Source organism: Pseudomonas sp. JE3303 (assembly GCF_056312565.1).
Genome location: NZ_JBWGIF010000003.1, coordinates 116,319 through 140,390, shown reverse-complemented (window position 1 = coordinate 140,390; position 24,072 = coordinate 116,319). Strand labels below are relative to the sequence as shown.

At 62.6% G+C, this 24,072-nt stretch carries 25 protein-coding genes; 14 read left to right on the top strand and 11 right to left on the bottom strand.

All coding sequences use genetic code 11. The features are described 5' to 3' along the window. Nucleotides 1–81: 81 nt before the first annotated feature. Both AC0ZZU_RS06130 and AC0ZZU_RS06125 read right to left on the bottom strand, forming a co-directional pair. Complete coding sequence (locus tag AC0ZZU_RS06130) at nucleotides 82–1,293, bottom strand: M24 family metallopeptidase (RefSeq protein ID WP_476339629.1); 1,212 nt, start codon at nucleotides 1,291–1,293, stop codon at nucleotides 82–84. Between the two features lie 137 nt (nucleotides 1,294–1,430). Next, nucleotides 1,431–1,841: a type 1 glutamine amidotransferase family protein gene (locus AC0ZZU_RS06125; RefSeq protein WP_476339628.1), complete on the bottom strand. Its 411-nt coding sequence runs from the start codon at nucleotides 1,839–1,841 to the stop codon at nucleotides 1,431–1,433. A gap of 284 nt (nucleotides 1,842–2,125) precedes the next feature. Between AC0ZZU_RS06125 and AC0ZZU_RS06120 the strand changes: the two genes are divergently transcribed. The 3 genes from AC0ZZU_RS06120 (at nucleotide 2,126) to AC0ZZU_RS06110 (ending at nucleotide 5,505) form a co-directional block, all read left to right on the top strand. After that, nucleotides 2,126–2,908 carry a creatininase gene (locus tag AC0ZZU_RS06120; RefSeq protein WP_476339627.1) on the top strand — a complete coding sequence of 261 codons (783 nt, stop codon included), beginning with the start codon at nucleotides 2,126–2,128 and terminating at the stop codon, nucleotides 2,906–2,908. 79 nt (nucleotides 2,909–2,987) lie between these two features. Next, the gene (gene gabP / locus AC0ZZU_RS06115; protein WP_476339626.1) at nucleotides 2,988–4,367 is read left to right on the top strand and encodes a GABA permease; all 1,380 of its coding nucleotides are present in this window, start codon (nucleotides 2,988–2,990) and stop codon (nucleotides 4,365–4,367) included. A gap of 121 nt (nucleotides 4,368–4,488) precedes the next feature. Continuing rightward, the gene (locus tag AC0ZZU_RS06110) at nucleotides 4,489–5,505 is read left to right on the top strand and encodes a GlxA family transcriptional regulator (RefSeq protein WP_476339625.1); all 1,017 of its coding nucleotides are present in this window, start codon (nucleotides 4,489–4,491) and stop codon (nucleotides 5,503–5,505) included. Between the two features lie 14 nt (nucleotides 5,506–5,519). On the opposite strand, the gene AC0ZZU_RS06105 is transcribed toward AC0ZZU_RS06110, so the two are convergent. Beyond that, a complete protein-coding gene (locus AC0ZZU_RS06105) occupies nucleotides 5,520–6,500 on the bottom strand; it encodes an XdhC family protein (protein WP_476339795.1) in 981 nt (326 codons plus the stop codon). A gap of 63 nt (nucleotides 6,501–6,563) precedes the next feature. Beyond that, the gene (metE, locus tag AC0ZZU_RS06100) at nucleotides 6,564–8,906 is read right to left on the bottom strand and encodes a 5-methyltetrahydropteroyltriglutamate--homocysteine S-methyltransferase (protein ID WP_476339624.1); all 2,343 of its coding nucleotides are present in this window, start codon (nucleotides 8,904–8,906) and stop codon (nucleotides 6,564–6,566) included. A gap of 259 nt (nucleotides 8,907–9,165) precedes the next feature. Between metE and AC0ZZU_RS06095 the strand changes: the two genes are divergently transcribed. Beyond that, complete coding sequence (locus AC0ZZU_RS06095) at nucleotides 9,166–9,336, top strand: hypothetical protein (RefSeq protein WP_191622506.1); 171 nt, start codon at nucleotides 9,166–9,168, stop codon at nucleotides 9,334–9,336. A 49-nt stretch (nucleotides 9,337–9,385) separates the two neighbouring features. Here AC0ZZU_RS06095 and AC0ZZU_RS06090 read toward each other — a convergent pair whose 3' ends face one another. The 4 genes from AC0ZZU_RS06090 to AC0ZZU_RS06075 all read right to left on the bottom strand — a co-directional run bounded on the left by AC0ZZU_RS06090 (nucleotide 9,386) and on the right by AC0ZZU_RS06075 (nucleotide 12,174). Beyond that, complete coding sequence (locus AC0ZZU_RS06090; protein ID WP_476339623.1) at nucleotides 9,386–9,697, bottom strand: DUF6555 family protein; 312 nt, start codon at nucleotides 9,695–9,697, stop codon at nucleotides 9,386–9,388. A gap of 128 nt (nucleotides 9,698–9,825) precedes the next feature. Beyond that, the gene (locus AC0ZZU_RS06085) at nucleotides 9,826–10,362 is read right to left on the bottom strand and encodes a hypothetical protein (RefSeq protein ID WP_476339622.1); all 537 of its coding nucleotides are present in this window, start codon (nucleotides 10,360–10,362) and stop codon (nucleotides 9,826–9,828) included. Nucleotides 10,363–10,395: 33 nt separating this feature from the next. Further along, a complete protein-coding gene (locus tag AC0ZZU_RS06080) occupies nucleotides 10,396–11,574 on the bottom strand; it encodes a zinc-dependent alcohol dehydrogenase (protein ID WP_476339621.1) in 1,179 nt (392 codons plus the stop codon). 48 nt (nucleotides 11,575–11,622) lie between these two features. Beyond that, complete coding sequence (locus AC0ZZU_RS06075; protein ID WP_476339620.1) at nucleotides 11,623–12,174, bottom strand: ATP-dependent Clp protease proteolytic subunit; 552 nt, start codon at nucleotides 12,172–12,174, stop codon at nucleotides 11,623–11,625. A 232-nt stretch (nucleotides 12,175–12,406) separates the two neighbouring features. On the opposite strand from AC0ZZU_RS06075, the gene AC0ZZU_RS06070 reads away from it, so the two are divergent. The 5 genes from AC0ZZU_RS06070 to AC0ZZU_RS06050 are packed head-to-tail and all read left to right on the top strand — an operon-like array spanning nucleotide 12,407 to nucleotide 16,720. Next, nucleotides 12,407–13,324 carry a DUF72 domain-containing protein gene (locus AC0ZZU_RS06070; RefSeq protein ID WP_476339619.1) on the top strand — a complete coding sequence of 306 codons (918 nt, stop codon included), beginning with the start codon at nucleotides 12,407–12,409 and terminating at the stop codon, nucleotides 13,322–13,324. After that, on the top strand, nucleotides 13,321–14,106 hold the full coding sequence (locus AC0ZZU_RS06065; RefSeq protein WP_476339618.1) for an endonuclease/exonuclease/phosphatase family protein: 786 nt from the start codon (nucleotides 13,321–13,323) through the stop codon (nucleotides 14,104–14,106). Before AC0ZZU_RS06070 ends, AC0ZZU_RS06065 begins: the two co-directional genes overlap by 4 nt. Further along, nucleotides 14,103–15,305, top strand: a complete 1,203-nt coding sequence (clsB, locus tag AC0ZZU_RS06060) for a cardiolipin synthase ClsB (RefSeq protein WP_476339617.1) — start codon at nucleotides 14,103–14,105, stop codon at nucleotides 15,303–15,305. Before AC0ZZU_RS06065 ends, clsB begins: the two co-directional genes overlap by 4 nt. Then, complete coding sequence (locus AC0ZZU_RS06055; protein ID WP_476339616.1) at nucleotides 15,305–16,264, top strand: lysylphosphatidylglycerol synthase domain-containing protein; 960 nt, start codon at nucleotides 15,305–15,307, stop codon at nucleotides 16,262–16,264. Before clsB ends, AC0ZZU_RS06055 begins: the two co-directional genes overlap by 1 nt. Before the next feature lie 27 nt (nucleotides 16,265–16,291). After that, nucleotides 16,292–16,720 carry a hypothetical protein gene (locus tag AC0ZZU_RS06050; protein ID WP_476339615.1) on the top strand — a complete coding sequence of 143 codons (429 nt, stop codon included), beginning with the start codon at nucleotides 16,292–16,294 and terminating at the stop codon, nucleotides 16,718–16,720. Nucleotides 16,721–16,774: 54 nt separating this feature from the next. On the opposite strand, the gene AC0ZZU_RS06045 is transcribed toward AC0ZZU_RS06050, so the two are convergent. Both AC0ZZU_RS06045 and AC0ZZU_RS06040 read right to left on the bottom strand, forming a co-directional pair. After that, a complete protein-coding gene (locus AC0ZZU_RS06045) occupies nucleotides 16,775–16,963 on the bottom strand; it encodes a metallothionein (RefSeq protein ID WP_476339614.1) in 189 nt (62 codons plus the stop codon). Beyond that, nucleotides 16,960–17,448, bottom strand: coding sequence for a phosphotransferase system, HPr-related protein (locus AC0ZZU_RS06040; protein ID WP_476339613.1), 489 nt, complete (start codon nucleotides 17,446–17,448; stop codon nucleotides 16,960–16,962). Before AC0ZZU_RS06040 ends, AC0ZZU_RS06045 begins: the two co-directional genes overlap by 4 nt. A 159-nt stretch (nucleotides 17,449–17,607) precedes the next feature. Here AC0ZZU_RS06040 and ligD point away from each other — a divergent pair, with 159 nt between their 5' ends. Genes ligD through AC0ZZU_RS06015 form a run of 5 tightly spaced genes read left to right on the top strand, consistent with a single transcriptional unit; the run spans nucleotide 17,608 to nucleotide 23,218 of the window. Continuing rightward, entirely contained in the window at nucleotides 17,608–20,097 is a 2,490-nt protein-coding gene (gene ligD, locus AC0ZZU_RS06035; RefSeq protein WP_476339612.1) for a DNA ligase D, read from the top strand. 52 nt (nucleotides 20,098–20,149) lie between these two features. Continuing rightward, a complete protein-coding gene (locus AC0ZZU_RS06030; protein WP_476339611.1) occupies nucleotides 20,150–21,193 on the top strand; it encodes an acyl-CoA dehydrogenase in 1,044 nt (347 codons plus the stop codon). Further along, nucleotides 21,190–21,945, top strand: a complete 756-nt coding sequence (locus tag AC0ZZU_RS06025; RefSeq protein WP_476339610.1) for a PIG-L deacetylase family protein — start codon at nucleotides 21,190–21,192, stop codon at nucleotides 21,943–21,945. The genes AC0ZZU_RS06030 and AC0ZZU_RS06025 overlap by 4 nt, the downstream gene beginning before the upstream one ends. Beyond that, nucleotides 21,942–22,541, top strand: coding sequence for a class I SAM-dependent methyltransferase (locus AC0ZZU_RS06020; protein ID WP_476339609.1), 600 nt, complete (start codon nucleotides 21,942–21,944; stop codon nucleotides 22,539–22,541). The genes AC0ZZU_RS06025 and AC0ZZU_RS06020 overlap by 4 nt, the downstream gene beginning before the upstream one ends. Beyond that, entirely contained in the window at nucleotides 22,538–23,218 is a 681-nt protein-coding gene (locus AC0ZZU_RS06015; RefSeq protein WP_476339608.1) for a glycosyltransferase family 2 protein, read from the top strand. The genes AC0ZZU_RS06020 and AC0ZZU_RS06015 overlap by 4 nt, the downstream gene beginning before the upstream one ends. A 17-nt stretch (nucleotides 23,219–23,235) precedes the next feature. On the opposite strand, the gene ku is transcribed toward AC0ZZU_RS06015, so the two are convergent. Then, entirely contained in the window at nucleotides 23,236–24,069 is an 834-nt protein-coding gene (gene ku / locus AC0ZZU_RS06010) for a non-homologous end joining protein Ku (RefSeq protein WP_476339607.1), read from the bottom strand. Nucleotides 24,070–24,072 lie beyond the last annotated feature (3 nt).

The window sequence follows — 24,072 nt, the reverse complement described above, 5'->3', positions numbered from 1 at the left end:
GACCGCGCATGCCTGCGGTGGCCTAACGCTGTGTAAACCCGCGGTATGCGCCGCGCGAGTTGGCTCGCGCGGCGCCACCGGTCATTTCCTGATGATGTTGTGCTCTGGTCCATACGGGAACTTGGTGATGTTCTCGGCGCCCTGCTCGTTGACGATCAGGATGTCATGCTCGCGGTACCCGCCGGCACCTGGGCGCCCCTCGGGCAGCATGATCATCGGCTCGATCGACACGACCATGCCCGGTTCCAGCACGGTGTCGATGTCTTCGCGCAGCTCCAGCCCCGCTTCCCGGCCGTAATAGTGGCTGAGCGTGCCGAAGGAGTGACCATAACCGAAGGTGCGGTATTGCAGCAGGTCATGCTCCAGGAAGATCTCGTTCAACTGCTGGGCGATGTCGCAGCAACGCATGCCAGGCTTGATCAGTTTCAGACCGGCCTCGTGAACCTTGACGTTGACCTCCCATAGACGCAGGTGCTCATCGGAGCAGTGGTCCAGGAACAGGGTACGCTCCAGTGCGGTGTAGTACCCGGCGATCATCGGGAAGCAGTTGAGGCTGAGGATGTCGCCCTTGTTCACCTTGCGCGAAGTAACGGGGTTGTGCGCGCCATCGGTGTTGATGCCTGACTGGAACCAGGTCCACGTATCCATCAATTCGGAATCGGGGAACGTACGGGCGATTTCGCGGACCATGGCTTGGGTCGCGTGCAGCGCCACTTCATATTCCGGTACCTGGTCGCGCAGGGCTTCAACGACGGCGGCGCCACCAATGTCCGCAACGCGCGCACCATGGCGAATGATGGCGTGCTCTTCGGCCGACTTGATCATGCGCATGCGCATGCAGGGTGCGGCGATGTCCACCAGCTCGGCCTGCGGGTAGCGGCTGGCCAGCTTGTCGCGGTTCAGCAGGTTGAGGTGGTCGTACTCGATACCGATGCGCCCTGCCTTGGGCAACGCTTGCTGGATGGCGACGAAGTAGTTGTCGCGCTGCCAGTCGGTATAGACGATGTTGTCGGTGCCGACAGTACGGCGCCACGGCTGGCCGCCATCGATGTTGGCGCTGATCGATACCACCGTTTCCTGTGTCACGACCAGCGCATAGGGACGGCCGAACGAGCAATACAGGAAGTCGCTGTAGTAGTTGATGTTGTGGTAGGACGTGAAGACGGCCGCGTCAATATTGTTCTGCGCCAGGTAGGTGCGCAGTGTCGACTGACGATTGGCATATTCCTGTGTCGAAAAGGTCGGCTTCGCTTTTTCGCCGTTTCTGATCTGTATTGTTTTCGGCATTTGCATGTCTTCTATCCTTTGGTGGTTGAGCAACTCAGGGCACGGGTTCTGCGGTGCCACTGGAGATCATTCGAACAGATATGCTGCGGGGTTTTTTGCGCGAATCCGACCCGAAAGTGACAGGATCCGCCCTGAGACAAACCCTACGATGCTTCGCATGGGTCCCGCGGATCGCCGGGTTCGGCCAGCCACGACCCGCTGCGGTCCAACGCACGCAGCGCGATCGGCTGCGCCACCAGGTGCCTGCATTGTTCAAGCACTTCTGCCTTCCCTTCTCCCGTCTCCAGCTCGTCGCCACACATCACCAGCACGTCCAATAGCTGCGCCTGGCTCAACTGGACAGTCGCAGTGGCGATGCCATTGCTGGCCTTCAGTGGCTGTCCCTCGGTGCTGAGGATCTGCCATTCGCAGACACCGTGGCCGGCCGCTTCATTAGCCCTGCGCAGGGGCTCAAGGGCCGCCGCCAATGCGTAGAAGTCGAATCCTTCGGTCAGCCAGAAGCCAATCCGCAAAGGCGCGGGCGCTCGGTGGCTGGTATCAGTCAGTTGCAGCATGGTCTGGCTCCTGTGGGGCGCCGTCACGCGATGGCCCGGCAAAAAACCAGATTGCAGCAGATCGCCACCTGGGAGGTTTGCGAGTAACCGACCTGCGATTGACCAGAGTCGCCCCCCGCCCGCTCCGATAACCGCACAGTGTCGTAGGGGCGCAGGTAGCATTTGTCAATTCCAGGTCGGAAACTGACAAGCCGGGGTCGTTGTGATCTGCTCCAATCGCCTCATTCGGTGCTTGCGGCAGACGTTCATCCCCCACACAACAAAAATATCCAGAGACTGCATCCATGAATGAAAGCGTCGTAGTTGGAGAACTCACCTGGCCCCGGTACGCACAGAAAGTGGCGTCCGGCTGTCCCTTGTTCTTGCCGGTAGGCGCACTGGAGCAACACGGTCATCACATGTGCATGGAAGTGGACGTGCTGTTGCCCACTGCCCTGTGCAAGGCGGTGGCGGGGAAAGTCGACGGACTGGTGCTGCCTGCCCTCGCCTACGGCTACAAGTCCCAGCAGAAGTCGGGCGGCGGCAACCACTTTCCCGGTACCACCAGCCTGGATGGCGCCACGCTGACCCATACAGTCCAGGACATCATCAGGGAGCTGGCCCGGCACGGTGTTCGCAAGCTGGTGATGATGAACGGCCACTTCGAGAACTCGATGTTCATCGTCGAGGGCATCGACCTGGCGCTGCGTGAGCTTCGCTACGGCGGTATCGAGGACTTCAAGGTGGTGGTGCTGTCCTACTGGGACTTCGTCAATGATCCAGCAGTGATCAAGGAACTCTACCCCGATGGCTTCCTTGGCTGGGACATCGAGCATGGCGGCGTCTTCGAGACCTCGCTGATGCTGGCCCTGCACCCCGACAAGGTCGACCTGGGCTGTGCGGTCGACCATCCTCCGGCCACGTTCCCGCCCTATGACGTTTTCCCCATCATCCCCGAACGCACCCCAGCGTGCGGAACGCTCTCTTCACCCAAAGGCTCCAGCGCGGAAAAAGGCGAGTTGATCCTGCGCGTCTGCGTCGAGGGCATCAGCGCTGCTGTGCGCGAAGCATTCGACCTGCAGCAGTAGCACCCTGCCGAGCGCCAGCAGCGCCGACCGATAAACGATAACCGTCCACCCTCCTTCAAGAATAAAAAGGGTACTTATCATGTCCAGCAACTCGACTCTGGCCCCCGGCCTGAAGCAGCGTCACGTCACCATGCTGTCTATCGCCGGTGCCATCGGCGCCGGCCTGTTCATCGGATCCGGGCATGCGATTGCAGCGGCAGGCCCCGCCGCGATCCTGGCGTACGTGCTGTCTGGCACGCTGGTGGTGCTGGTCATGCGCATGCTGGGGGAAATGGCAGTCGCCTCGCCTGATACCGGATCGTTCTCGACCTACGCCGAACGCGCGATGGGACGCACGGCAGGCTTCACCATCGGTTGGCTGTACTGGTGGTTCTGGGTACTGGTCATTCCCATCGAAGCCATCGCAGCGGCGGCCATCCTGCACGCATGGTTCCCCAGTATCGAGACTTGGGAGTTCGCCCTGGCGGTCACTGGCCTGCTGACCCTCACCAACCTGTTCAGCGTGGCGCGATATGGGGAGTTCGAGTTCTGGTTCGCCATGCTCAAAGTCATCGCGGTACTGGCCTTCATCGGCCTTGGTGCACTCGCGCTGACGGGCATGCTGCCCAACACGTCCGTCAGCGGCGTTGTCCGGCTGAGCAACGAGTTCGGCGGTTTCATGCCCAACGGCATGACCGCGGTGGTCGGTGCCATGCTCACCACCGTATTCAGCTTCATGGGCACTGAAATCGTGACCATTGCCGCCGCCGAGTCCAGGAACCCCTCCAAGCAGATCACCCGCGCCACCAATTCCGTGGTGTGGCGGATGGGCATCTTCTACATCGTCTCGGTGTTCCTGATCGTCTCGATCGTGCCATGGAACGACCCGATGCTGGTGCAGGTAGGCTCCTACCAGCGTGCGCTGGAGCTGATGAATATCCCCCACGCGAAGATGATCGTGGACGTCGTGGTACTGATCGCCGTTGCCAGTTGCCTCAACTCGGCCATCTATACGGCCTCGCGCATGGTCTACTCCCTGGGCAAGCGTGGTGACGGACCGCGCGTGCTGCAACGCACCTCCTCGGCAGGCGTGCCCTGGTTCGCGGTGCTGGCAAGCACCGCAGTCGGTTTCCTGACCACAGCGCTCAACTACTTCGCACCGGGGGAAGTCTTCTCGTTCCTGCTGGCAAGCTCGGGGGCCGTGGCACTGCTGGTCTACCTGGTCATCGCCATCTCGCAACTGCTGCTGCGCAAGAAAATGGATGCCCGGGGAACCCCGATCGACTTCAGGATGTGGCTGTTCCCGTGGCTGAGCTACCTGGTCATCCTTTCCATCGTGAGTATTCTCGTGGTGATGCTGGTGTTGCCCCAGCACCGGATGGAAGTACTGGCCACCGGCGGCCTGACGCTGTTCATCATTGGCATGAGCACGGTGTTCTCGGTCAGAAAACGCGTGCTGCCGCGGGTTGAAACGGCATAGCGCATCTCCTGCGCACCGGGTGTAAGATCCCGTCGAACTGGATCTACACACAATGACAATGAATTTGCCGATCACGGCAGACACCCGGTGCTTGTCACTTCCGCTTCAAGGAGCTGTATTGATGGCTGACGCCAAGACCACGACCGCTGCAAGGGAATGTGCGGTCAATGATCAATACCCTGAGAAAGTCGTCGGTTTCCTGGTAGTGCCCAACTTCACCACCATCGGCTTCGCCTCGGCCGTCGAGACGTTCCGTATGGCCAACTTGGCGGCGCGGCGGCCGATGTTCCGTACCGTGGTCATCGCCGCTGACATGCAGCCGGTCTGCGCCAGCAACGGCATGCGTATCCTGCCGGACTTCTGCATCAACGATGCGCCCCAGCTCGACATGCTGTTCGTGGTGGGACCCAACCCGATCGTTTCCGGTGCCAGCATTCGTCCCATACTCAACTGGCTGCGCAAACTGGCTCACGAGCAGGTGCCGCTGGGCGGGATCTGTACCGGCAGTCACTTCCTGGCGCGCGCCAATCTGCTAACGGGCTATCGCTGCACCATCCACTGGGAAGACATCGAAGCGCTCAAGGAGCGCTTCCCGGGCATCATCATCTCGAATCAGCTGTTCGAGCTGGACCGCGACCGTTACACCAGCTCAGGCGGGGTTGCGTCGATGGACATGATCCTGCAGCTGATCGCCCGAGAGCCTGGCGGACGGGACATCGCCGCGCATGCGGCCGAACTGCTGTTGTGTGACCGCGTGCGCGGCGCGCAGGAGCGCCAGCGCGTGCCCTTGCGCCAGCAACTGGGTACTTCCCAGCCCAAGCTCAGCCAGGTGGTGGCGATCATGGAGGCCAATCTTGAAGAGCCCATGTCGCTGGAGGAGCTCGCCGGGCTCAACAACATCTCGGTCCGGCAACTGGAGCGGCTGTTTCACAAGCACCTGCAGCGCAGGCCGAGCCAGTATTACCTCGAACTGCGGCTGTCACGGGCTCGCCAGTTGTTGCTGCACAGCGAGTCCCAGGTCAGGGATATCGCGCTCGCCTGTGGCTTCGTCTCGCCGGCCCATTTCTCCAAGTGCTACAGCCGTCTGTTCGGACACTCGCCCATGGGTGAGCGCAAACAGGTCGCCGCGGTGCATTGAGGGGAGGACCGCGATCAAGCGCCTATGACTTGCTCGCGGCTCACGCCATTGGCAACCCGCAGGATATCCGCCATCACCGCCAGCGCAATCTCCGCTGGCGTCTTGCTGCCAAGCCGCAGCCCGATCGGTGCATGCACCCTGGCAAGTGCCTGCGGGTCCAGCTGCCCCACACGGGTCAGGCGCTCGCGGCGCTTGTCGCTGGTACGCATGGAACCCATCGCGCCGATATAGAACGCCTCGGTGCGCACCGCTTCCATCAGTGTCAGATCATCCAGCCGCGGGTCGTGGGTCAGGGCGACCACGGCGGTCGAGGCGTGGCAATTACCGGGTTCGGAGATGAACAGTGCGGGCAGTAGTGTCCGCACCTCAATGCCCGGCATCGAGAAGTCTGCGAGTACTTCTGGCCGGGGATCGCAGAGAATGACTTCGTAACCCAGTGCCAGTGCAAAGCTCGCGCACTGTTCCGCCACCGGCGACCATCCTGCCAGGATCAACCGGTTGACCGCGCCTACCCGTATGCGCACTTCGCTGGCATCGACCTGCACGCGCGGATCGCTCATGCTCGCTGGCTGCAGCTCGCGCGAGGTGCTTTCAAGGGTGACGCGGCGTTGAGAGAGGCCTTCGCCGTTCAGGGCTCGCTCGACGCCTTCCAGATGGTTGCGCGCCTGCTCGCCGGGTTCGAAGTATTCCAGCAGCACGTCGAGGACACCGCCGCAGGGCAAGGCGAGATTTGGCGCCAACCCGCCCTCACCGTACCGCACGACCTGGTTGTGTCCCGGAAAGTAGCCGTTGCCGATACGCTCGAGAAAATCTTCCTCGACGCAGCCGCCGGAAAGCGAGCCCCGCCACTGGCCGTTGGGCAGGGCCGCAAGCATCGCGCCTGGGCCCCGGGGCGCCGAGCCGTAGGTGCAAAGTACGGTACACAGCCAGACCGCCTCGCCCTGATCCAGCCAGTGCAGGGCCTGTCGGATCACCTGTGCATCCAGCAACTTCATCGTCATGGTGTTTCGTCAACTCGCGGGACATACGAGGTATGGCAGCGGCGGTGCTGTGTCAGTTCAATTATGGGCGTAGGAGCGGGCTTGTCCGCGATCGTTGACACCGCAAGCGAGATTACCCAACTCCCTGCGCAACTGCCGCGCCGCGCTCACCATGTGCACCAGCGCCGCTTCAGTCTCTGCCCAGCCACGCGTCTTCAGCCCGCAATCCGGGTTCACCCATAGCCGCTCGGCAGGTATGCGCCGGACCGCCTTGCGCAGCAGATCAGCCATATCCTGCACATCCGGCACCCGTGGCGAGTGGATGTCGTACACCCCCGGACCGATCTCATTGGGGTAGTCGAACGCCTCGAACGCCTCCAGCAGTTCCATGTCCGACCGCGAGGTCTCGATGGTGATCACATCGGCGTCCATCGCCGCGATCGACTCGATCACATCATTGAACTCGCTGTAGCACATGTGGGTATGGATCTGGGTTTCATCGCGCACCCCCGACGCACATAGGCGAAACGCTTCGGTCGCCCAGTCGAGGTACTGCTGCCATTGCCCTCGACGTAATGGCAGTCCTTCACGAAACGCCGCTTCATCAATCTGCACGATCCTGATACCGGCGGCCTCGAGGTCCACCACTTCGTCCCGGATAGCCAGCGCGAGCTGGCGGGCCTGGACTTCGCGGGTGACGTCCTCGCGCGGGAAGGACCACATCAGCATGGTCACCGGCCCGGTCAGCATGCCCTTCATGACTTTTTCGGTCAGCCCCTGGGCATAGCGGATCCATTCGACGGTCATGGCCGTGGGCCGAGTCAGGTCGCCATAGATCACTGCGGGCTTCACGCAGCGCGAGCCATAGCTTTGTACCCAGCCAAAGCGAGTGAACAGATAGCCGTCGAGCTGCTCGGCGAAATACTCGACCATGTCGTTACGCTCTGCCTCGCCGTGCACCAGCACATCCAGGCCGAGTTGCTCCTGCACACGCACGGCATGGCGGATCTCGCTCTGCATCGCTTCGGTATACTCGACCGCAGTCAGCTTGCCCTGCTTGTACGACTGCCGCGCCAGCCGGATCGTCCCGGTCTGCGGGAAGGAGCCAATGGTGGTGGTCGGGAACAACGGCAGGTCGAGACCGGCACGCTGGCGGGCGATGCGGCTGGCAAAAGGAGACTGGCGCTGGCTGTCCGCAGCACTGATCGACGCCACGCGGGCCTGGACCGCAGGCTTGTGGATACGTGACGAAGCGGCGCGGCTAGCCTGCACGGCCCGGCTCTCAGCCAGGGCATCCAGCACCTCTGGCGCCTGCGGCGTGTCCAGGGCCTTTGCCAGAATGGCGACCTCTTTGCACTTCTGTACGGCAAACGCCAGCCAGCTCCTGAGCTCGGCGTCCAGCGTGTCCTCGCGCGACAGGTCCACCGGGCTGTGCAGCAGCGAGCACGATGGCGCAACCCAGAGGCGTTCGCCCAGGCGCTCGTGAGCATGGCGCAGCACCTCAAGAGCGTTCTCCAGGTCGCACCGCCAGACGTTGCGGCCGTTGACGAGGCCCAGCGAGAGAATCTTGTAGGCCGGTAGCCGGTCAAGAATGGTCGGGTACTGTTCCGGGGCACGCACCAGGTCGATGTGCAGGCCGTCGACCGGCAGGTTGGCCGCCAGGCCCAGGTTCTCTTCCAGACCGCCGAAGTACGTGGCCACCAGCTTTTTCAGCGGGTCGCGCTGGATGAGGTTATAGGCGCGCTCAAACGCGTTCTTCCAGTCTTGCGGCAGGTCCAGCGCCAGGATCGGTTCGTCGATCTGCACCCACTCCACGCCTTGGGCGGCGAGGCGCTGGAAAATCTGGCCGTACAGCGGCAGCAAGCGCTCGAGCAGGTCGAGCTTGTCGAACTCGGCGCCCTTGGCCTTGCCCAGCCACAGGTAGGTCAGCGGGCCGATGATCACCGGCTTGACCGGGTGGCCCAGCGCCCTGGCCTCGTCGACTTCCTCGAACAGCTGCTCCCACCCCAGCTGGAACTGCTGGTCGGCGCTGAACTCAGGCACGAGGTAGTGATAATTGGTATCGAACCATTTGGTCATTTCCTGCGCATGGGCGCCGCCGCAGCAGCTGTCGCTGACGCCACGGGCCATGGCGAACAGCGTGTGCAGGTCGGCCTGGCCGGTTGCCGGACGGAAGCGCTCGGGGATCACGCCAAACATCAGCGAGTGAGTCAGCACCTGGTCATACCAGGCGAAGTCGCCCACCGGCAGCAAGTCAATACCTGCAGATTTCTGCAGGTCCCAGTGCGCCCTGCGCAAGTTGCGCCCTACGGCACGCAGGCCTGCTTCATCGAGCTCGCCTTTCCAAAAGGCTTCCTGGGCTTTTTTCAGTTCGCGGTCGCGCCCGATGCGCGGAAATCCGAGGGAATGGGCCAAAACCATGACAATCAAGCTCCTTGTGTTCGATGGCGCTATTGTCATGAAATACGACGAGTTGAAACAAACTCATAATTTTCGTGATGATCTCAAGTTTTACTCACTTGCCCTTGTGACCGTCTGTCGGCCCCTCTGCGCATTGTCGGGAGCCCCGTCAGCTGCACATCAGTCCTAATCAACAGGGGCGATCGACGTTGTTCGCTCCTCCACTCCTGATTCGGCCCGCCAGCCGGCGGGCCTTTTTTACAGTACTGAGGTAATTGTCATGACCTACACACAGTTCCAGGGTGGCGGCAACGTGTCTGACGACTGGCCAGAACTCGAACAGGACCAGCGCAACGACCGGGCCGACGATCCCGATGCCGACCCGAACGTGGCTGATGATGACGAGCCCCGTCCGGGCGTACCGGCCAGCGACCCGGAATCGGGCGCATAAAAAAACAGCCCGCTGAAGAGCGGGCTGTTTTCTGTAAATCGCGCGACGTTCAACTCACGACCGGTGGTTTGTCCGCCGGTGATTCATTGGACACCTGGGCCGGATCGAACGGCCTGGCAGCAAACGCCGCCCCGGTGCCCGACAAGCGCCAGCTGACATCCGTGACCCCGTAGCGCTCGGCCAGGGGGCGGCTCACCTTGCGGATCTTCTCACGACCGAACTTGGGAATGATCCCGATTCCTGCATCGCAACTGGCCCAATGCCAAGCTTCGGCATTATCCATTTTCTCCTGGCGAATGATGAACGTACGCGACTGCCCATGCAGCCGATAGTCGATGATGTACAGTTGCGGCATTGGCATCGTAGGGCCCTCCTTTCTCCATGACGACAATGAATGGAGCAAGGTTTTTCGAGAAGATTCAAACTATTGTCGAACAATGTGCCTGGACGGTTTGGTGGCATTTTGCCCAGCGCGCGAGGGCGCGACTGTCAGCCGCCCGCAGGATCGAGCTGGATATACAGACAGTAGCCCGCCAGGACCACCCAGAACACACAGAACAGCCACGGTGTGCGCATGGAGAAGAGCAGTGACTTGCGATAGCCCTGCTCCGAGGATTCAAGCTCGCTGAACAGCGGCGAGTCGTCGTAGGCCCGCCCGAACTTGGGTTCGCTGTGCAACAGCTGGCTCTGCTTGAAGTGCCAATGGTCAATGATGCTGTAGGCCGCGCGAATGCCCGGCCAGGCATTGAGGGTGCTGACCAGCCCGAGCAAGGCCAGGAAGGTCGGCACCACCAGCGTGAACAACCTTCCCCAGTCGGGGTTCAGATTGGCCATGCATGAAGCGAACGCGATGACCAGGAATGACTGCGCCGAGAGGTAGGCATCCGTCCGGTGGGACAGGATGCCCGTCTCGAACTGGATCTCCCGGCGATAGAACTCCAGCCGTTCCTTGGGCGTGCCGAACATCAACGAGTCGTCGGGCGGGTGCAGCGACTCTCCGTGGACATCGGTCACTATGCGGGTCATGCGAACTCCTCAGGCTTTGGGCACCTGGCCCGGTTACGGCGTAGTGCCAGGCATCAGGATCACCTTGCGGCAGCGTTCCTGCTTTTCATCGAACATTTCATAGCCGCGCACCGCATCCTCGAGCCCCAAGCGATGGGTGACGATGGCCTCCGGGTTGAGCTCGCCCTTCTGGATGTACTCGAGCAACTCGGGCAAGAAGCGGTGAACGTGGGTCTGTCCCATCTTGAAAGAGATGCCCTTGTCGAACGCATCCCCAAACATGAAGGCATGCACGAACCCTGCATAGACACCGGGCACGCTCACCACGCCCCCGCGACGCACCGCCGCGATGGACTGGCGCAGGGCCTTGCCGCTGCTCCCCTCGATCTTGAGCGTGGTGAGCACGGTTTCAGTGGTGCTGCCTTTCGCTTCGAAGCCTACTGCATCGATCACCGCGTCCACGCCGCGCATGCCCTTGGTCTGGCGAATGATCGTATCGGCGGGGTCGTCGTCCCTGTGGAAGTTGATGGGGATCACGCCGTATTGCTGCTGCGCGTATTCGAGCCGGTAGTCGAACTCATCGATCATGAAGATCTGGTCCACCTTGAGCATGCGCGCACAGGCCGCCGCCAGCAGCCCCACCGGCCCTGCGCCGTAGATCGCCAGGGACGAGCCTTCGCCGATCTCGGCATTGAGCACCGCCTGCCAGGCGGTGGGAAGAATGTCGGAGAGAAACAGCACTTTGTCGTCAGCCAGGTCGCCCGGCACCTTGAATGGGCCTACGTTGCCCTTCGGCACCCGCACATACTCGGCTTGCCCACCGGGGATACCGCCATAGAGATGGCTGTAGCCGAACAAGGCGGCAGGGGGTGGAATGATCTTCTTGTTCAGCGCGGCGCCTGGGCCGGTATTGGTGGTCTCACAGGCGGCAAACAGGTCGTGCTCGCAGAAAAAACAGCTGCCGCAGGCGATCACGAACGGGATCACCACGCGGTCACCCTTCTTCACTGCAGTCACTTCCGGACCGACCTCTTCGACAATCCCCATGAACTCATGACCCAGGATGTCTCCAGACTTCACGGCTGGCATCTTGCCATGATACAGGTGCAGGTCAGACCCACAGATGGCCGTGGCGGTCACCTTGAGCACGACGTCGTCCGGCGCCTGGATCGTGGGATCAGGCACGGTGTCAACCCTTACATCAGTAGCGCCGTGATAGGTCAGTGCTCGCATAGTGTGAATCCTCCAGGCTTTGATAGCACCGTGCAGGGTGCGCGGTGTTCAGGCATGCACGCTCCACTGGCTCGCGTCGGTGGGGATGGGCAATTCGTCGATGGCATGGATCATCCCGCTGTCCAGGGCTTCCCGTGGGCCGAGGATCCTTGGATAGGCCATCAGGCAACGGGGGATATCCAACGCCTCTGCGGCGCCCTGGGTGCGTTCGTCGACGATCTCTGCATACAGCCGCAGGTCGTAATCCAGGCTCATGGCGTATTCGGCCATGCGCGCGTGGTCCACCGAGCCGTGCAGGGTCCAGTGGAACGGGTGGAAGAGGAACTTGCTGTAGGCGCAGGCGGTGCGGTGCTCGCCCGCCAGGAAAATGATATTGCCCATGGATTCGACCGTGCCCAGGTTATGGGTGTCGACCTGGACCGGCAGGGAGCGCAGGAAGTTGTACAGGGTGAAGCCATAGCTGCACTCCCCGCCCATGGTCGCGACGTTGATCTGCAAACGTTCGGCGCCTTGCTGCAGCGCCCGCGTGCACGTATTGATCAGGTTGCCGCAGGTCGATGAGTTGATCGGGCCGGTGAAATGAATGATGTGTCTGGCCATGGTGTGCTCCGAAAGCAGGCTGGCTACCACTGGCAGCGCTGGGCGGACTATCCGGTTGAGACGCCTGGCACTGCAAAGTTCAAAACTTGTCCGGGCCTGCGGTCCCGGTCCGCTCGTCAACTGCCGCTGAACCCTTGCAAGCATTTCCGGGTCGGTACTGGAGAGGGCGCCGCCTCTTGAACGCCGTATTCAAGGAGTAAAGCATGGCACATGACGAACGTAGGGAGACGCCGTGAGCCAGATACGTATCGGCATATCCGGATGGCGCTACGGCCCATGGCGCAACGACTTCTACCCCAAGGGCCTGCGCCAGGCAGACGAGCTTGCGTTTGCGTCCCGGGCGGTCAACAGCATCGAGATCAACGGCTCGTTCTACAGTCTGCAAACGCCGGAGCGCTATGTCGCATGGCGCGACGACACCCCCGATGACTTCGTGTTTTCGCTCAAGGGGCCGCGCTTCATCACCCATATGCGCCGCCTCAAGGAGATCGAGGAGCCATTGGCCAACTTCTTTGCCTCGGGCCCGCTGTTGCTGGGGGAAAAGCTGGGGCCGATCCTCTGGCAGTTCCCTCCAAATATGAAGTTCGACGAAGAACGCTTTGCGCATTTCTTCGACATTCTCCCTTGGGACCGCCAAGCGGCACGCCGTTGCGGGCACAAGTGCGCCGAGCGGCTTCGCGACAACGGGGGCACTGATATCAAGGGCAATGCCCACCTGCGTCATGCCGTGGAGGTCCGTCACGAGAGCTTTCTCTGTGAGGACTTCGTCAAGTTGCTGCGCAAGCACAATGTCGCGCTGGTCGTCGCCGACAGCGCAGGCAAATGGCCCTATGTCGAGGACGTGACCGCCGACTTCCTCTACATGCGCCTGCACGGTGACGTGGAGCTATACAGCAGCGGATACACGGCTGCGGCGCTGCGCCGGTGGCGCAAGCGCATCGAGGCCTGGAGCCATGGCGAGCAGCCAGCGGACGCCCACCTGATATACGACCATCCGCCGCCGGCTCGACGCAGCCGCGACGTCTACTGCTATTTCGACAATGACCAGAAAGTGCACGCCCCCTACGACGCCCGTCGTCTGCTGGAAAGCATGAAGCTCGACGACGCGCTGCAGACCGAACCCGGAGTGGAACCAGGAGTGGAACTGTGACCAAGACCATGCCCGCGCCCACCAGCATCATCGACCGCGTGACCGCGGTACACCGCCTGCATGTGCTCACGATCAACGTGCACAAGGGATTTACCGCGCTGAACCGGCGCTTCATCCTGCCCGAGCTGCGAGACGCCGTGCGCACCACCGGGGCTGACCTGGTGTTTCTCCAGGAAGTGCACGGCAGCCACGAGCAGCACGCCCAGCGTCATCCGGCCTGGCCGGAAACGCCGCAGTACGAGTTCCTGGCCGACACCATGTGGCCGCAGTTCGCCTATGGGCGCAATGCCGTCTATCCCCATGGCGATCATGGCAATGCACTGCTCTCCAAGTTTCCGATCCTCGAGTACAACAATCTCGACGTGTCGATCGAGGGCAACGAGCAGCGTGGCCTGCTGCACTGCCGGCTGGACGTGCCGGGCCATGACCAGGTGCATGCCGTGTGCGTGCACCTGGGGCTACGCGAGGCCCATCGCCAGCAGCAGGTGCGGCTGCTGCTGGAGCTGCTCGACAGCTTGCCCGCCAATGCCCCGGTCATCGTCGCGGGCGACTTCAATGACTGGCGCCTGAAAGCCGATGGCGTACTGGGCGAGCGTCTGGTCGAAGCGTTTGGCAAAACGTGCGGGGCTCCTGCGCGTACATTCCCCGCGCGCCTGCCCTTGCTTCGCCTGGATCGCATCTACCTGCGCAACGCCACGCCGCACAGTGCCCAGGTACTGTCCAGCTGGCCCTGGACGCATCTGTCCGACCATGCGCCGCTTGCGGCCGAGGTGAGCCTATGAGCAGCCCTTGGGTAGACGGCAACAGCGTCAAGCTGCTGATCAATGGCGAGGACTTTTACCCGCGGGTGTTCGAGGCCATTGGCCAGGCGCGCGAGGAGGTCCTGCTCGAGACCTTCATCATTTTTGACGACAAGGTTGGCCAGCAGCTGCAACAGGCACTCATTGCGGCAGCGGAGCGCGGCGTGCGGGTCGAGGTGGCAGTGGATGGTTATGGCACCGCCGACCTCGATGACACGTTCGTCGGCGCCATGACCCAGGCCGGCATCAGTTTTCACGTATTCGACCCGCAGCCACGCCTGGTGGGCATGCGCACCAACCTGTTCCGGCGCCTGCACCGCAAGATCGTGGTGATCGACGGGGAGCTGGCGTTCATTGGCGGGATCAACTACGGCGAAGACCATCTGGGCGATTATGGCCCCATGGCCAAGCAGGATTACGCAGTGGAGGTCACGGGTCCGGTGGTGGCGCTGGTGCATGCCTCGAGCCGCAAGCTGATGGCCCCTGTGCTGGAACCCCCGAGCCAGGTCCGTCCCGAGCTCAAGCCGACGGGGCAGATCACCGCCATGCTGGTCGAGCGCGACAACCAGAGGCGCAGCACGGACATCGAGCAGCAATACCTTGAGGCCTTTCGCTCCGCCAAGCGGCGGATCGTCGTGGCCAATGCGTACTTCTTCCCGGGCTACAGGTTGTTGCGTGAGTTGCGCAATGCAGCGCGCCGGGGTGTCGATGTCACCCTCATCCTGCAAGGTCAGCCCGACATGCGCTGGGTGCGGGCATTGTCCCGGCTGCTCTACAACTACTTGCTGCGCGACAATGTGACCATCTACGAATACTGCAAGCGGCCGCTGCACGGCAAGGTTGCCCTGGTCGATGACGAGTGGTCGACAGTGGGTTCGAGCAACCTCGATCCGCTCAGCCTTTCGTTCAACCTGGAAGCCAACCTGATGATCCGCGACCGGGCTTTCAACCAGCAGCTTCACGATCACCTGACCGAGATGGGCACCCAGCACTGCAAGGCCGTGACCCTGGAACGGATGATCCGAGGGTACTGGTGGCGCGCGCCGCTGATCTTCCTTGGCTTTCACGCTACCCGGTACTTCCCGCGGATCGCCGGCTTTTTTCCCGCGCATCGACAGATGCTGCAATCCCTGCAACCGGCCACCCAGGTCGATGGCAATCTGCATGAGGGCAAGGTCTGATGGAGCGCAAAGGCTGGCAAACCTGGGCCAAACGGCTGATGACAGTGGTATTCCTGATCGGGATTCCCGTGCTGCTCTATCTGCTGGCCCGCAACCTGGACTGGAACGAAGTACGTCAATCGTTGCAAGCGTACAAACCCAGTACCTTGCTCATCGGCCTGGCCATCGCGCTATGCAGCTTCGGCGTTTTCAGCTGCTATGACCTCCTGGGGCGTGCGTACACCGGCCATCACCTTCCTGCCCGCCAGGTCTTGCCGGTGGCATTTGTCTGCTACGCCTTCAACCTCAACTTCACCACCTGGGTCGGTGGCGTGGCACTGCGGTACCGGTTGTACAGCCGGCTCGGGCTGGATACGGCGACCATCACCCGCATCATCACCCTGGGCATTCTCACCAACTGGATGGGCTACATGGCCTTGGCGGGAACGGTGTTTGCCCTTCGGCTGGTCAAGCTGCCGGAGAATTGGGCAGTCGGCGCCACCGGCTTGCAATGGATCGGTTTCCTCCTGCTGGCGATAGCGGCAGGCTATCTCTATGCCTGCGGCTTCGCCAAGCGCCGCACCTGGAGCTGGCGCGAGCACGAGATCACCTTGCCTTCGCTGCGGTTCGCGGGGATCCAGGTAGCCCTGGGCGCGAGTAACTGGGCGCTGATGGCGCTGCTGATCTATTGGCTGCTGCCAGACGACCTGTTCTATCCCTCGATCCTCGGGATCTTGCTGATCAGTTGCGTGGCGGGAGTGGTTGCGCACATCCCGGCGGGCCTGGGCGTGCTCGAGGCGGTGTTCCTTGCTCTGCTGCATGGGCAGCTCAGCCAGGGCAGCCTGATCGCCACGCTACTGGGCTATCGTACCCTGTACTACCTGATTCCACTGGTGCTGGCGATCATCGCCTATCTGGTACTGGAAAAACGCGCCAAGGCCATGCGCCTGCACGGCAAGGCCACAATGCCCAAGACCTGACACATGGGCCATGCCCAGGAGAAGACAATGCGCATTCACCTGTCGCTGCTGCTACTGGGTTCCTTGGTCAGTACTCATGTACTGGCCGAGGCCTGTGATGTGATGACGCGCTCGTCCAGCGAGGCGGTCAAGCCGGTGGAGCAGCACACCTGTTACAGCTTCGATGGAATGCCGGACGATGCTATCGCCTGGTCGTGCAGCAACGAGAGCAAGGAGATGCTCAACAGCGAAAAGCGCCAGGTGGCGCAGTGTCAGGAAGGCAGTCTTGGACAGTGTACGGCGCCGTTGACCCAGGAATCACTGGCCAATCCCCGCTCCGGGGGGCGGGGCGAGCAAACAACCCGGCCGACGGTGCCGAAAGATGCGCGGGTGGTGACTCACTACTACAGCACGGCTGATCTGGGGCAGGCGCAGATTGATTGCAAGAACAACAGCGGGGAGTGGCAGGTGCGGTAGCAGGTGTCCGCTCCCGTAGGAGCGGGCTTACCCGCGATCAGGCACGACAAAACCTCAACCCACTTCCTCATCCCTGTCGATCTTCTCGCTCTCACCACAATGACACCCCGCCATCCGGCAAGGGTCTCCATTACGATGCCCACTGGCACATGCCTCGCAGCAATATGCCTCGCCACCCTGAACCTGGGCATTGGCATCCACAGTGCAATCGCACTCAGGACAAGCACACACTCGATCAGTCATGATTTCCTGCTCCCGATATCAGCATCGTTGTCACCGTCCAGCGGCGTGACCTCATCCGTCCAGGGCTCGCCATCCAGTGGAGCCGAGCGCGCGAGTTCGGCTTCGTCCAAGCCGATACCGCCGCCGATTTCGTTGGCATCGACCTCGGTCAACGCCCTGTCGAGCGGCCCGCTGCCCCCGGGCTCGTGCGGATCACGCGCGCCAGTCTGGTCGTACAGGGTGTCCGGGCTGAGGTCATCCATGGTCACGTTGTCTTCGTGCAGGCTTTCACTCAGGGCCTCCCCGCCGGTCATGCCGCTTTCCTCGACGCGCCGCTCGGGAAACTCCTGCTCCACCTCGGCCGCCGGGCGCTCGTCGCCAATGCGGCCCGTGCGCTCGTCCTGATCCTCACCAAAGTCCAGCTCGTGGACACTGCCCATGCGGTCTTCAGTGGTGTCGATCTCTATCTGAGGCCGGGTCTTGGGATCTTGTGGTTGGCTGCTCATGGTGCCTCTCCATTCGTATGGGCTTGTCCTGTCGACTTCGGCAGGCGGCGAATGATTCAGAGTTTTCGCCAGGCGGGTGCCAACCGGCCGACAGATTGAACTCCAGGGCCTTCAGTTCCCTCCCAGTTCCAGAGACCCGTGAATCGTCCGGAGCGCCCCATGGCAAAGCCCCTGCAGGAGTACCAGCGCAAGCGCGATTTCAACGCCACGTCCGAGCCTGCCGGCAAGGCGCATCGGGGCAAGCAAGGCCATGCCTTGCAGTACTGCATCCAGAAGCACGATGCCAGTCACCTTCACTACGATTTTCGCCTGGAACTCGACGGCACCCTCAAGAGCTGGGCCATCCCCAAGGGCCCTTCGCTCGATCCCAAGGTGCGCCGCCTGGCCGTGCACGTAGAAGACCATCCGCTGGACTACGCCAGTTTCGAGGGCAGCATTCCGGAGGGTCACTACGGCGCTGGCGATGTGATCGTCTGGGACCGCGGCGTCTGGGAGCCCGAGGGTGATCCACACCAGGCCTATGCCAAGGGCAAGCTGCGCTTTCGCCTGCAAGGCGAAAAGCTGGCCGGGGTGTGGAACCTGTTTCGCACAAGCATGGGCGGCAAGAAAGAACAGTGGATGCTGATCAAGTCCAACGACGGCGAAGCCCGCAGCGAGGCCGACTACGACATTCTCGAGGCCCAGCCAGACAGTGTATTGAGCGAGCGCACCTTGCTTCCCCGCGGCGCCAAGACCGCCAGCAAGTCCAGCACCCCTGCCGCCACTCCCGCGAAGCGCACCAGCAAGGGGCGCAAGGCTGCGCTGCCAGACAGCCTGCAGCCGCAGCTGGCAACTCTGGTCGAATCGCCCCCCAGCGGTGAATGGCGCTACGAAGTCAAGTTCGACGGCTACCGCATTCTCGCCCGTATCGACGGCGATGACGTGCGCCTGTTTACCCGCAACGGCCATGACTGGAGCGCCAAGATGCCCCACCAGCTCGCCGCGCTGCGCACGCTCGGGCTGAAATCGGCCTGGCTCGACGGCGAGATGGTGGTGGCCGACGAGAACGGCGCGGCCGATTTCCAGGCCCTGCAAAACGCCTTCGATCTCAATAGCGATGAACAGATCAGCTATCACCTGTTCGACCTGCTCTACCTCGACGGCAAGGATCTGCGGGAAAGCCCGCTGCAAGACCGGCGCGACGCGCTGCAGGCGTTGTTGGAAAAGAGCGACGCTGATGAGCTGAAGTTCTCCAGGGATTTTGATGAACCGGTCGACTCCCTGCTCCAAAGCGCCTGTCAACTGGAACTGGAAGGCTTGATCGGCAAGCGAGTCGACAGCCCCTACATTGGCCGGCGCAGCAGTGACTGGATCAAGCTCAAGTGCAAGCGACGCCAGGAGTTCGTCATCGTCGGCTATACCGATCCCAAGGGCAGCCGCAGCGGCTTTGGCGCCCTGCTGCTGGCCTTGCACGATAACGACAGCGGTGAGCTGCGCTATGCCGGCAAGGTCGGCACCGGGTTCAGCGCGACAACCCTCGACAGTATCCATGCCCGGCTCAAGCCGCTCGAAGGCGAGCGCCCTGCCCTGGCCAATCCCCCCACGGGCGCAGAGGCCCGCGGCGTGCACTGGCTGCAACCGCGCCTGCTGGCCGAAGTGGCGTTTGCCCAGATGACCCGCGAAGGCATCGTGCGCCATGCGGTGTTTCATGGCCTGCGAGACGACAAGCCGGCTACGGCAATCGATCTGGAGCGACCCATGCCCACGAAAAAGACGGCTGCCGACACCGAAAACCTTGGCAGCCTGCGGCTGACCCACCCTGACCGGGTCATCGACCCCAGCAGCGGCGCCACCAAGCGCCAGGTTGCCGAGTACTACGCGGAGGTGGCCGACTGGATTCTCCCGCACCTGGCGCAGCGTCCGGTCGCCTTGGTACGTGCCCCGGATGGCCTGACGGGCGAACTGTTCTTCCAGAAGAACGCCGGACAGCTGGGTATTCCCAATATCGTCACCCATGACAAGGCCGAAGCTGGTCAGGCGGTGATGATCATCAACCGCCCCGACACGCTGCTGGGCGCGGTTCAGATGAACATGCTCGAACTGCACGCCTGGAACGCCACCGAGAAGAGCTTCGACAAGCCGGACCGCTTTGTTCTCGACCTTGACCCGGATCCGGCGCTTCCCTGGAAGGCCATGCTCGAAGCGACGCACCTTACTTTGACCCTGCTGGACGAACTGGGGCTGCAGAGCTTTCTCAAGACCAGTGGCGGCAAGGGCATGCACATCGTGGTACCGCTGACCCGCCGCGCGGGCTGGGATGAGGTCAAGGACTTCAGCCATGCCATCGTTGACCACCTGGCAGGCCTGTTCCCGGACCGGCTATCCGCCGTTTCGGGGCCCAAGAACCGAGTTGGACGCATCTTCATCGACTATCTGCGCAACGGCAAGGGTGCGACTACCGCCTGCGCCTACACGCTGCGCGCCCGGGAAGGGTTGCCAGTGTCGGTGCCGATCTGGCGCGAAGAGCTGGCACAGCTCAAGAACGCCAACCAGTGGAACCTGTTCAACCTGCGCGAGCGCCTGGCCGAGATCGAAGACCCTTGGGCAGAACTTGCCACCACCCGGCAATCCATTACCGCACGCATGCGCAAACAGATGGGCATGACCTGATGCATACACGCGATACAACGTCGGCCCAGGATGGGCCTGAGGAATCCATGCCATGAGCATCATCCAGGATTTTGACCTGGGCAATCTTGATCGTCTGTTGCGCAGCTTCACCGAGCGTCCCCAGGCACTCAATCTCGACACTCAGCTTCCGGTGATCCTGCAGGCGTTGCAGGCCGATCATCTCGACCGCCTGCCTTTACCTGGCCATGGCCATACCTTGCAGCGCTGGCAGACTCTGGCGCGAATCGCCGGATGCGACCTGTCGCTGGCCAAGCTTTATGAAGGTCATACCGATGCCCTGGCGATTCTCGCCGAATGCGGCGTGCCTTGGGATTCAAGAGACGGCATCTGGGGCGTCTGGGCCGCCGAACCCCACACCGTCCGGGCGCGGATCGTCTCACGTGAGGGCCAGCAGGTACGCCTGGCTGGCAGCAAGGCCTGGTGCTCCGGTGCCCTGCAGATCGACCGGGCACTGCTGACTGCCTGGGACGACAGCGACCAGCCGCAGTTGGTGGCCATCGAGCTTTCGGAGCCCAGCCAGCAGATCGTGGCCGATCACTGGCAGGCGGTTGGCATGGCCACCACCACCAGTGTCGAGATCATGTTCGAAGACTCACCAGGGATCGCGATCGGTGAACCCGGACAGTACCTGTCACGGCCCGGCTTCTGGCACGGTGGGGGTGGCATCGCGGCGTGCTGGTATGGCGCGGCCGAGGCCCTGGCGGACTACCTGCGCGAGCACTGCCGCAATCCTCGCCCGGATCCCCACGCCGAAGCCCACCTGGGCGCAGTCGATGCGGCCTTGTACGGCGCCCGCGCGGCCCTGCGCGAATGCGCCGCCTGGATCGACCGCAACCCTGCGCTGGACGCCAGCCTGCCTGTGCGCCGGGTACGCGCCCAGGTGGAACAGGCTGTCGAACAGGTCGTCAGCCATGTCGGCCGCGCCCTTGGCGCTACTCCATTCTGCCGCAGCAGCCACTTCGCCCGGCTCAGCGCCGACCTACCGGTGTACCTGCGCCAGAGCCACGCCGAACGCGACCTGGCAACCCTCGGACAGCAATTGGCGCAAGACCCTGCAGGAGCCTGGCAGCTATGACTCGCAATCTTATCCAGGCCAGCGACGGCACTCGCTGGGCCGACTGGCAGCAATCCGCCCACCTGGCCCGTGCCACCTGGATCACGCCTGGGCAGCTATGCCCGGCTGGGACCCGCCTGGTCGTGGTTGCACCGCATCCGGACGATGAAATCCTGGCGTGTGGAGGCCTGTTGTGCAGCTTCAGCGGGCGCGAGCAAGACCTGGTGCTGATCTCGGTCACTGATGGCGAGGGCAGCCACCAGGACTCGGCTCACTGGACCGAACACCGCCTGCGCCGGGACCGGCCGCTGGAAAGCCGGCATGCCCTGCAGCGCCTGGACCTGTCCCTGAATGATCTCGACTGGCGCCGTCTCAATCTCAAGGACAGCGCAGTGGCCCGTGACGAAGCCTTTCTGGTCAACCACCTCAACCAGTTGCTCAAGCCGGGCGACGTGCTGCTGACCACCTGGCGAGGCGACGGCCATGCCGACCACGAGGCCGTTGGCCGTGCCTGTGCCCAAGCGGCCCAGGCGCGCCAGGCCAGGCTAGTGGAGGTACCCGTCTGGGCCTGGCACTGGGCGAGTCCCGATGACCCTCGGTTACCTTGGTCGCGTGCACATCGCATCCAGCTGGACAAGACCGCAGTGGCGCGCAAGCAGCAAGCGATCGCCGCCCACGCCAGCCAGATGGAGGCCGATGACGGACGCCCGCCCGTGTTGCCGCCCGCCTTGCTGGAATGCCTTCTGCAACCTTTCGAACTGGTGTTCATATGAAGCCCGACGATCAGTACTTCGCTCACCTGTACGCCAACAGCGATGATCCCTGGGCCTTTCGCCAGCGCTGGTACGAGCGGCGCAAGCGCGACCTGGTAATGGCGAGCCTGCCCCGCCAGTGCTATGAGCGGGTCTTCGAGCCCGCTTGCGCCAACGGCGAACTCAGCGCGGCACTGGCTGAGCGCAGTGCAAACCTGCTGTGCCAGGACCTGGACCCGACAGCTGTGCAGTTGGCCCGCGAACGCCTGAGCGATGCACCCCATGCCCGGGTCGAGCAAGGCCGCTTGCCCGCCGATTGGCCAGGCGAGCGCTACGACCTGATCGTGCTCAGCGAGATCGGCTATTACCTGGATCCGACGCAGTGGCTGCAAGTGATCGAGCAATCTGTCGCCAGCCTTACTGCTGACGGTGGACTGCTCGCCTGTCACTGGCTGCACCCCATCGAAGGATGCCCGCAGACCGGTCATCAGGTGCACGCGATGCTGGCCAAGCATCTGCCCTTGTACCCGCTCTATCGGCACGAAGAAGCCGATTTCCTGCTGGAATACTGGTGCTGCCAGCCCAGCGTGGTCGATCTGGACGAGACCTGCGCATGATTGCCGTGATCATTCCCGCGCATAACGAAGCACGCCGTCTGGGGCGCTGCCTGAAGGCTGTAGAGGCGGCTGCCCGGCATGCCGAGCAGGCCGGTCATGAAGTCCGTATTCTGGTGGTGCTGGATCGTTGTACAGACAGCAGCGCAGTCATCGCCAGGCGTCACGATGTGGAAACACTTGAGGTAGAGGCCGGCAATGTCGGCAAGGCACGCCGCGCGGGTGCTGCCTGGATGCTTGAACAAGGCGCCCGCTGGCTCGCCTGCACCGATGCTGACAGCCGGGTGCCCCCACACTGGTTGATGTGGCAACTCGAATGCGCGGCGGATGCAGTGTGCGGCACGGTACATATCGAAAGCTGGCAACCCTGGCAGGATGCCGAATTGCGTCGGCGCTATCGCAGCGGTTACCAGGCACGCGAAGATCACCGGCATATCCACGGCGCCAACCTGGGCATCTGTGCACGGGCGTATCAGCGGGTTGGCGGCTTCCCACCCCTGCCCGCCCATGAAGATGTGCACCTGGTGAATGCCTTGCAGGCAGCAGGCGCGCGTATCGTCTGGACGGCCAGGCACAGCGTGGCGACCAGCAGCCGTGGTGACTGCCGGGCCCGGGAGGGTTTTGGGGATTACCTCAAAGGCCTGGCAACGCCATCAGTTACGCAAACCGGGTCCGTATAGACCCGCATGAGCCCCGGTCATGACGCTTTCTTGCGACTGGGGGCTTTTTTCTTCGCCGGCGCCTTGCCCCCCAGGCTGCGCTTGAGCAGTTCGGTAAGGTCGATGATATCGGCGCTCTTCTCGCCCCCGCCTTCCTTGGCCGACTCCACCACGGCGATCTTGCCCTTGCTCGCTTTCTCTTCCACCAAGTCCATGATGGTCTGCTTGAAAACGTTCTGGTACTCGTCAGGCGCCCATTCGCCGCTCATGTCTTCCACCAACCGCTTGGCCATCTGCAACTCGCGCTTGTCCACCTTGGCATCGGTCACGCTCTTGTCCAGCTCAAGCGTGTCGATGCCTCGCACCTCTTCCGGCCAGCGCAGGGTGATCATCACCAGCGCCTCGTCGAGCGGCCGCAGCAAGGCCAGGTGTTGCTGGGTATGCAGCACCACGGTCGCCAGGGCGACCTTGCCCGTGCTCTCGAGGGTTTCGCGCAGCAACGCATAGACCTTGCCGCCACGGCGGTCCGGGCTCAGGTAGTAAGGGGTATCGAAATGCTGGAGGGGGATCACGTTATGGTCGACGAACGAGAAGATATCGATCGTCTGGGTTGCCTCGGGCCGGGCCTTGCGGATCTCTTCTTCGCTGATCACCACATAGCGGCCCTTCTCGAACTGCACGCCTTTGACGATGTTTTCCTTGTCGATGTCCTTGCCCGTGACCTTGTTGATCCGTTTGTAACCCACCGGATCCATGCTGCGCTTGTCGAGCCAGTCGAAGTCGACCCGTTCGCTTCGCACCGCGGTATTCAGGCTGACCGGGATATGCACCAGGCCAAAGCTGATCGCACCTTTCCAGATGGCTCGGGCCATGAT